This is a genomic window from Streptomyces sp. NPDC005805 (genome assembly GCF_040630445.1).
Taxonomy (GTDB): domain Bacteria; phylum Actinomycetota; class Actinomycetes; order Streptomycetales; family Streptomycetaceae; genus Streptomyces.
Genome location: NZ_JBEXXN010000121.1, coordinates 1 through 2197 on the forward strand (window position 1 = coordinate 1; position 2197 = coordinate 2197).

2 protein-coding genes are annotated in these 2197 nt (G+C 74.9%); one reads left to right on the top strand and one right to left on the bottom strand.

Going from position 1 to position 2197, the window contains the following annotated elements; genetic code table 11:
- Positions 1-116: 116 nt before the first annotated feature.
- Positions 117-518 (bottom strand): thioredoxin, encoded by a 402-nt coding sequence (gene trxA / locus ABZ457_RS30605; RefSeq protein WP_359164333.1) that lies wholly within the window; start codon positions 516-518, stop codon positions 117-119.
- A gap of 129 nt (positions 519-647) precedes the next feature.
- Between trxA and ABZ457_RS30610 the strand changes: the two genes are divergently transcribed.
- The gene (locus tag ABZ457_RS30610; RefSeq protein WP_359164336.1) at positions 648-2081 is read left to right on the top strand and encodes an NAD(P)/FAD-dependent oxidoreductase; all 1434 of its coding nucleotides are present in this window, start codon (positions 648-650) and stop codon (positions 2079-2081) included.
- Positions 2082-2197: the final 116 nt, after the last annotated feature.

Consider the following 2197-nt stretch of genomic DNA (forward strand, 5'->3'; position numbering starts at 1 on the left):
GCCCCCCCCCCCCCCGCGGCGCCGCCCCCCCCGGCCCGGCGGCCGCGCCCCCCCGCGGCGCCCCCCCCCGGCCGAGGGGGCGGGTCCGGGCGCCGCCGGCTCCGGGCGCGGGCGGCTCAGGCCGAAGCCTGGCCCTCGCCCCCCGCACCCTCCGCCTTCTTCTGCGCGTCCTCGATCGACTTGCGGACCTGGTCCATGTCCAGCTCCCGCGCCTGGCCGATCACGTCCTCCAGCGCGGACTCGGGGAGCGCGCCGGGCTGGGCGAACACCGCCACGTTGTCCCGCACGATCATCAGCGTCGGGATGGACTGGATCTCGAAGGCCGCCGCCAGCTCCTGCTGCGCCTCCGTGTCGACCTTGGCGAAGACCAGGTCCGGGTGCCGCTCCGACGCACCCTCGAACACGGGGGCGAACTGGCGGCAGGGGCCGCACCAGGACGCCCAGAAGTCGATGAGGATGAAGTCGTTCTCGTTGACGACCTGATCGAAGTTTTCCTTGGTCAGCTCAAGGGTGCTCATGACCTGCGTACCTCTTCCTCGGCGTCCTGGACGTCCGGTGGGCTCGCCCCGCACAACGGCGCCCGGGGCCTGGCTATTCCAGCCCCTGCCCATGTGGCCGGGTCGCACACCCCACAGCAGACTGACCGTATGACTGAAGCTGTGGAGTACGACGTGGTGGTGCTCGGCGCGGGTCCCGTGGGCGAGAACGTGGCGGACCGCACCCGGGCGGCCGGGCTCAGCACCGCCGTGGTGGAGAGCGAGTTGATCGGCGGCGAGTGCTCGTACTGGGCCTGCGTCCCCAGCAAGGCGCTGCTCCGCCCGGCCATCGCCCGGGCCGACGCCCGCCGGGTCCCCGGCCTGAGCGCCGCCGTGCAGGGACCGCTCGACGCGGCCGCCGTGCTCGCCCGCCGGGACGAGGAGGTCGGCAACTGGACGGACGACGGCCAGGCGGCCTGGCTCGACTCCGTCGGCGCCCGCGTCTACCGTGGCCGCGGCCGCCTCCACGGCCCGAAGTCCGTCGTGGTCGACGGCCCCGAGGGCGAGCACCACCTCCTCACCGCGCGCCACGCCGTCGTCGTCGCCACCGGCAGCCGCGCCGTCCTGCCGGACCTGCCCGGTCTGGCCGGCGCCCGCGCCTGGACCAGCCGCGAGGCCACCAGCGCCCGCGAGGTCCCCGAACGCCTCGCGATCGTCGGCGGCGGTGTCGTCGGCGTCGAGATGGCGACCGCCTGGCAGAACCTCGGCTCCCGGGTCACCCTGCTCGTCCGCGACCAGGGCGTGCTGCCGCGTATGGAGCCGTTCGTCGGCGAGCACGTCGTGGCGGCGCTGAAGGAGGCGGGCGCCGACGTCCGCCTCGGCGTCACCGTCGAGGCCGTGGACCGCCCGGGCGGCGCGACCGGCCCCGTCACCCTCGTCCTCGGCGACGGCAGCAGCGTGCAGGCGGACGAGGTCCTCTTCGCGACCGGCCGCGCCCCGCGCACCGAGGACATCGGCCTGGAGAGCGTCGGCCGGAAGGACGGCGGCTGGCTGGACGTGGACGACAGCTGCCTGGTCAAGGGGACCGACTGGCTCTACGCCGTCGGGGACGTCAACCACCGCGCCCTCCTCACCCACCAGGGCAAGTACCAGGCGCGCATCGCAGGCGCGGCCATCGCGGCCCGCGCCCAGGGCGTGCCGCTGCTGGAGACCGACCGCTGGGGCGCGCACAGCGCCACCGCCGACCACGCGGCCGTGCCGCAGGTGGTCTTCACCGACCCGGAGGCGGCGGCGGTCGGGCTGAACCTCGCGGAGGCGGAGCGCGCCGGGTACCGCGTACGGGCCGTGGACTACGACATCGGCGCGGTCGGCGGCGCGGGCCTCTACGCCCAGGGCTACCGGGGCCACGCCCGGATGGTCGTCGACCTGGACCGGGAGGTCCTGCTCGGCGTGACCTTCGTGGGGCCCGCCGTCAGCGAACTGCTGCACTCGGCGACGATCGCGGTCGCGGGCGAGGTCCCGATCGACCGGCTGTGGCACGCGGTGCCGTCGTTCCCGACGATCAGCGAGGTGTGGCTGCGGCTGCTGGAGACGTACCGGGGGTGACGGCGGGGGCGCGCTTGACGACGGCGGCGGTCAGTCAGTCGGTCAAGTCGGTCAGCGAGTCGGTCAGTCGGTCAGTCGGTCAGTCGGTCAGTCGGCGGGCATGGTGGAACTCCGTT